Genomic DNA, 6,331 nt, shown 5'->3' with positions numbered 1-6,331 from the left:
GGAACTTCAAATCGTCCAAGGTCAGCCCGTCCTGGTGGAATATGCCGGTCAAACGCCGTGGTGCGGGTGTTCCAAATGTCGTGTTTGGTAATCGGTTCGCTGTGGTTATCAATGGGGACGGACCGATAGGCGTGCGCCGAAGCGTCAAGTGTACCGTCAGAGCGAACTTCTCCACTATGGAGCAGCACATTGCCATCCGCATCCACCGCCTTGAATTCCAACCAGGCTTCAAAGATGTCGCGGAGTTCGGCTGGAAACGCGTGGCCGACATTGCGGTTGGCGACAACAACGTCAAAAGCAAGGGTTCGGGGTTCAGGGTTCAGGGTTTGAAAAGCAGGGTTCCGGGTTCCGGGTTCCGGGTTCCGGGATTTTGATGGGAAGATGACCGATCCCCTTGCTCCTCTGCCTTTTTGTCTGCTTTTTCTCCTGGCACAGTGAAGATATCAACCGATAAGATTCCTGATTGCAATAGTTTCTGGGTTTCGGTCAACTGGTTTGGAGTGTTGTAAAACGCTGGGAGTGCCGTATTGGCGCCTGGCCAGCGATGAGACCGGAGACCGTTGGCTTCCGGCATGTGGCACTCCTGGCAGCTTTGTCGGTCGCGACGGGCCAGCGGTTGAACCGTTTCATTTGAAAAGGCCGATTGCTGCCATTCGTCATAAATCGCGAATGAGCGCAGCCACTTCCGTTGGTTCAGTTCAGGAACGACCGCCGCTTTGTGGCAGGCAGCGCAAAACTCAGGGGTTTTCAACAACGGACGCATCATCGCCCGGCGGTGCGAAGGCACGTCCTCCAAGATTTCGCGGTCGGTGACATCAGCCCGGCGTGAACCATCAGCGGTTTCAAGCAGCGCTGGTTTGTCAATCACATAGCTTCCAATCCCGGTCGTGTTGGTCGAGACAATGCTATGACACACCGAACAACTGACGCCTTCTTCGTCAAACGGACGGGCAAAGGTCGCTTTTTCTGAGAGTGCTCCGGAAAACAGCGCCACCGGGTTGTGGCAACTTTCACAATGGCGGGTGACGGCGATCTTTCGGTCACGAATCAGGTGCTTGACGTTGGTCTGGTAAAACGGTTCGCGGAAGGAATTCCGATGCGCCGACTCGCTCCATTGGGCGTGGGCTTCGGTATGGCAACCGGCACAGCGGGCCGCTGGGATGAATTCTTCCTGGTTGATAAACCCACCGGAGACCGTCGCAGCATTGGACGGCGCGAACAGGTTATCTCCAAACGGGAGTTCGTAGTCGTGTAACGCTGCCTGTTCATCGGCAATGGTGCCCGCACTGACGGGAAATGGGACTGACGCTTGTGAAAACGTTCCCGTTTGCGTAAGAAGCCAGATGAAGGCACAAACTGTGACCAGTGTGATTCGGAGCGAAGTTCGACCCATGACAATAACTTCCTGGTTGATTTTCGTGTTTGCGAACTCATCCATTCCCAGCCATTAACCGGACGACGGGACGAGCAGTTATAATAAAGTTAGAGAAAAGACCAAGACAGCCGCCTGAAGGCGGAACTCTCAACTGTATTCACCTGAAAGCGACGTCTGACTTGAGGAAGTGTTCCTTGCTGACTGAAGAATAACCAACCGGCAAAGCAAGTTGGATTGCCTGAGCATAAACCCCGGCGATGGTGCAGGTGGCCCAAATAAAACCTGCCTGCTACACAATAACGGTGCCCCCCCCCTCAATTGTCAAGCTTTTTTTCAGGAGATTTCTGTTTTTCTTCAGCAGTTGGATGCAACTTGTTCAAGCTCCAGTGGGAAAACGGTCTTTCCGCAATGCAGAGCATTTCTTGATTCCTCTTGGCACGCACTGTCGAATTGGCCTACTATCCGAAGTTGCGACCAGCTTGTTGCCAACTGGCCTGATCTTTTCCACATTCCGGAGACTGTTTTTATATGTCCACCGTTTCCCCTCTCGATAAATCAACTCGCAATGTCATCGAAGTTGAATCCGTAACCATCCGCTTTGCTGGTGATTCCGGTGACGGCATGCAGCTCACAGGAACCCAATTTACCAACACCGCCGCCATCATCGGCAACGACATCAGTACGCTGCCAGATTATCCGGCGGAAATCCGCGCCCCAGCCGGGAGCCTCCCTGGGGTTTCAGGCTTCCAACTTAACTTTTCCAGCCACGATATCCGCACCCCCGGCGACGAGCCCAACGTCCTGGTCGCGATGAATCCGGCTGCCCTCAAGGTCAATCTTGCCGATTTGGAAGAGGGCGGCATTCTGATTGTCAACACCAACGAGTTTAACAAGGCAAATCTCGAAAAAGCCCACTACACCACCAACCCATTAGAAGATGGATCGCTGGCCGGGTATCGGTTAATTCAAATCCCGTTAACCGATTTAACCCTCAATGCGCTTTCTGAGCTGACCATGCTTCGGAAGTATAAAGAGCGGTGCAAAAACTTCTTTGCGCTCGGTCTGGTGTTTTGTCTGTATGATCGTCCACTTGAACCGACCCTGGAATGGATCAACGCCAACTTTGGCAACAAACCCGAAATTGCCGAAGCCAACCGGCTGGCGCTCAAAGCCGGGCTCGATTACGCCGACACCATCGAATTGTTTTCGACCCACTATCGAGTCAAAAAAGCGAGTTTAAAGCCTGGAAAATACCGCAAAATCACCGGCAACGAAGCCACCGCCCTTGGCTTTGTGACGGCGGCACAAATTGCAGGTCAACCGCTTTTTTACGGCAGTTACCCGATCACACCAGCCTCGGATATTCTCCACGAACTGTCCAAGCTCAAACACTTCAATGTCAAAACCTTCCAGGCTGAAGACGAAATTGCGGCCATCGGTGCCACGATTGGGGCAGCCTTTGCCGGCAATATTGGGCTGACCGGTTCGAGCGGCCCAGGCATTGCCCTTAAAGGTGAAGCTATCGGACTGGCAGTGATGACTGAACTTCCGGTGGTCATTGTCAATGTCCAGCGTGGTGGCCCCTCAACCGGGTTGCCAACCAAGACTGAGCAGGCAGATTTATTCCAGGCGATCTTTGGCCGCAATAGCGAATGCCCAGCAGTCGTCCTGGCTCCGGCTTCGCCCGGCGATTGTTTTCATATGGCGATTGAATCGGTTCGACTGGCCATCGAGTTTATGACCCCGGTATTTTTTCTCTCTGATGGGTATATTGCCAATGGGGCCGAACCCTGGAAAGTCCCGGCACTTTCAGAATTGCCGACCATCAAATTTGAGTACACAACCAATCCTGAAGGATTTATGCCCTACACACGTGACCCCAACACGCTCTCACGTCCCTGGGCAATTCCGGGAACACCTGGTTTGGAACATCGAATCGGCGGCCTGGAAAAACAACACCTGACGGGGAATGTCAGCTATGACCCGGATAACCACGATTTTATGGTTCGCCTGCGAGCCGAAAAGATTGCCAACATCGCCAATTTTATCCCTGAAGTCGAGGTTTTTGGCGAACCTGAAGGCGACCTGCTTGTGGTTGGGTGGGGCGGGACCTATGGGGCCATCACGACGGCGGTGGAAACACTGCAACACGAAGGCCATCGGGTTTCCAGTATTCATCTCCAGTACTTAAACCCATTTCCGCGAAATTTGGAGGACGTCCTGAGACGCTTTCAACGGGTTGCGGTGGCTGAACTCAATCTCGGTCAATTGTGCCATATCCTTCGGGGCCGGTTCCTGATTGATGCCGTCAGCATCAACAAAGTCGCAGGTCAACCATTTAAGGTTTCCGAACTTGTCAGACGGTTTCGCGAATTGCTTTGATCAAACCCCAGGGCTGGGGGCTGAAGCAGTTCGACTTATTTCTTCTGAAAGTTTGAGTTTCACCCCTTTCGCCTTCTCCCAGATTTTCCGTTCACTGCATATGTCTGCTGAACCAACTCGCTGGTACACCCTGGAAGAATATTTCGAGCTTGAACGCCGGTCAGACCAGCGCTTTGAATTCGTGAATGGTCAGATCTTCGCCATGTCTGGGGCTCAGCCAAATCATAACCGGGTAACTCGAAATATGATCCGGAGACTGGCCAATCAACTGGAAGGAAAAACCTGTGAGGTGTTTGGGAGTGACCAGCGAGTCAAAGTCCTGGTCGCCAGTCCATACCTCTACCCTGATGTTTCAATCGCCTGCCCCAAACCTGAATTCGAATCAATCAATGGATTGCTGGCACTGACAAACCCCACAGTGCTGGTCGAAGTTCTTTCGCCCACGACACGTCACGATGATCTGAAAGCGAAATTCATCATGTATCAAACCATTCCTTCGCTTTTGGAATATGTGGTGGTCGAACCTGACAAGATTAAGGTTGTTCACTTTCGAAAACAGGCCGATGAAAACTGGGAACCTGAACTACTTGAATCACTGACTGATATACTCACACTTACTTCTATCAATTGTAAGCTATCCCTGACAAACATCTACCAATCAGTAGAATTTTCTACCAACTCAACTGAGTAAAAGCTGGTGGTTTTTTTAAATTCGGAGAAACATCTATGCCGACTGAATTGCCCACAATCGCGGGTGCCGTTGCCAACCCGTTAGGTCTGAAGCGCGCTGATTTTATCTCTGACCAGGAAGTCAGATGGTGTCCAGGCTGCGGAGATTATTCGATCCTGTTCCAGGTTCAGACCGTGGTACCGAAATTGAATATTCCACCTGAAAACCTGGTGTTTGTCTCTGGGATCGGTTGTTCGAGCCGGTTTCCTTATTATATGAATACCTATGGCTTTCATAGTATTCACGGACGCGCGCCGACGATTGCGACGGGCATCAAAGCGGCCAACCCAAAGCTTTCCGTGTGGGTGGTGACCGGGGATGGGGACGGTCTTTCGATTGGCGGCAATCACTTTATCCATTTGATGCGCCGCAATGTTGATCTCAATGTGATGTTGTTCAATAACCGGATTTATGGACTGACCAAAGGGCAATACTCGCCCACTTCTGAGTTTGGCAAACGAACCAAATCCAGCCCGCAGGGCACGATTGAACAACCCATTAACCCAGTCAATGTTGCCCTGGCGTCTGGAGCAACCTTTGTGGCCCGGTCAGTTGATGTGGACACCCGCCATCTGGCAGCCACTGTCGAACGAGCGGCCTATCACAAAGGAACGTCCTTTGTTGAAATCTACCAGAATTGCAATATTTTCAACGACGGGGCATTTAAGGGCTTCACGGAAAAGGATGTCCGCCCAGAGAGCATTTTGTATCTGGAACATGGAAAGCCAATGCTGTTTGGGAAAACTAAGAATAAAGGGATTCGGCTCAACGGGCTGAACCCAGAGGTTGTGACCATTGGGGAAAATGGAATCACGGTCGAGGATATTCTGGTTCACAACGAAGAAGATCCAAACCCAACCCTCGCCTATTTCCTGGCCCATATGGAACCACCTGATTTCCCAGTCCCAATGGGAGTTTTCCGACGGGTGCAGCACCCCTGTTATGAAGATTTACTGCAAGATCAAATCACCCATGCCGTGGCCAAATCCGGCCTTGGCGACCTTGAAGCCCTTCTGAACAGCGGCGAAACCTGGGTAGTTGATTAGACATCGGGCTGAAAACTGGGCTAAGGGCTTGGGGCTGAAGACTTCGGGCTAAGGGCTTGGGGCTGAAGAAAATGGGATTTCAATCCTCAACCCATTTTCCTCAGCCCTGGTTTTTTCAGCCCCGAGTCTTCGAGTCTTCAGCCCCAAGCCCTCAGCCCAACTTCTTCAGCCCGATGTCTTACTTCACCACTGCGTCTGGTGCGGGCTGCAACCCAAGCGCATACCGCAACACGGCTGCATGCTGTGATTCATCGCAGGCAATCCCAGCCACAACCGGCAGCAAATCCTTAGTAAAAATTGACTTCAAAACCCCAAGATAGGCACTGGCGGCACCCGCTTCAAGGTTGAGTGCAAAGGCGAGCACATCGGCTTCGGCTTTGATTTTTGAGGTGTCAAATTCGTATTTTGCCTGGGCGGGTACGGGGGTGCCGTTAAAGCTTTTGATGGTTTTTTCAAGCGCATCCCGGTGGGCCATATGCTGGCTTTGGAAGTGAACTGCCAGAGCCTTCACTTTGTCGGAAAGGAGTCCCGTGTCAGCCCCAACCGAATAGGCAGCAATCGCCTGATGTTCGAGCGCCAGAGCAACATTCATAATCACAATATCATTGGCTTTGCTCGAAGCCGGTCCACCCTTCGCAGGTCCTTTTCCTTGAGCCTGAACCTCTGGTTGGAGAAGTAACGATTCCCCAATGATCGCAGCCGCACCAGTGATACCTGCCACCAACCCGGCTTTGAGAACGTCACGTCGTGATTTGATCATTTCCGCAGCTTCAAAAATTTTTTGCGTCATACCTTTCC

The 6,331-nt window shown here is 51.9% G+C and carries 6 protein-coding genes; 3 read left to right on the top strand and 3 right to left on the bottom strand.

Annotated features, from left to right (window positions below):
- Both HY774_00280 and HY774_00275 read right to left on the bottom strand, forming a co-directional pair.
- Window positions 1–221: hypothetical protein (locus HY774_00280; GenBank protein MBI4746895.1), on the bottom strand; the 221-nt coding region annotated here is incomplete at its 3' end.
- A gap of 98 nt (window positions 222–319) precedes the next feature.
- Entirely contained in the window at window positions 320–1,393 is a 1,074-nt protein-coding gene (locus HY774_00275) for a hypothetical protein (GenBank protein MBI4746894.1), read from the bottom strand.
- A gap of 510 nt (window positions 1,394–1,903) precedes the next feature.
- On the opposite strand from HY774_00275, the gene HY774_00270 reads away from it, so the two are divergent.
- The 3 genes from HY774_00270 to HY774_00260 all read left to right on the top strand — a co-directional run bounded on the left by HY774_00270 (window position 1,904) and on the right by HY774_00260 (window position 5,533).
- A complete protein-coding gene (locus tag HY774_00270) occupies window positions 1,904–3,757 on the top strand; it encodes a 2-oxoacid:acceptor oxidoreductase subunit alpha (protein MBI4746893.1) in 1,854 nt (617 codons plus the stop codon).
- A 100-nt stretch (window positions 3,758–3,857) separates the two neighbouring features.
- A complete protein-coding gene (locus tag HY774_00265; GenBank protein ID MBI4746892.1) occupies window positions 3,858–4,448 on the top strand; it encodes a Uma2 family endonuclease in 591 nt (196 codons plus the stop codon).
- 35 nt (window positions 4,449–4,483) lie between these two features.
- Window positions 4,484–5,533, top strand: a complete 1,050-nt coding sequence (locus HY774_00260; protein ID MBI4746891.1) for a 2-oxoacid:ferredoxin oxidoreductase subunit beta — start codon at window positions 4,484–4,486, stop codon at window positions 5,531–5,533.
- A gap of 178 nt (window positions 5,534–5,711) precedes the next feature.
- Here the strand turns inward: HY774_00260 and HY774_00255 are convergent, their stop codons facing one another.
- Window positions 5,712–6,323, bottom strand: a complete 612-nt coding sequence (locus HY774_00255) for a ferritin-like domain-containing protein (protein ID MBI4746890.1) — start codon at window positions 6,321–6,323, stop codon at window positions 5,712–5,714.
- Window positions 6,324–6,331 lie beyond the last annotated feature (8 nt).

Source organism: Acidobacteriota bacterium, from assembly GCA_016208495.1.
GTDB lineage: Bacteria > Acidobacteriota > Blastocatellia > Chloracidobacteriales > Chloracidobacteriaceae > JACQXX01.
This window is presented reverse-complemented; position numbering and strand designations above follow the sequence as displayed.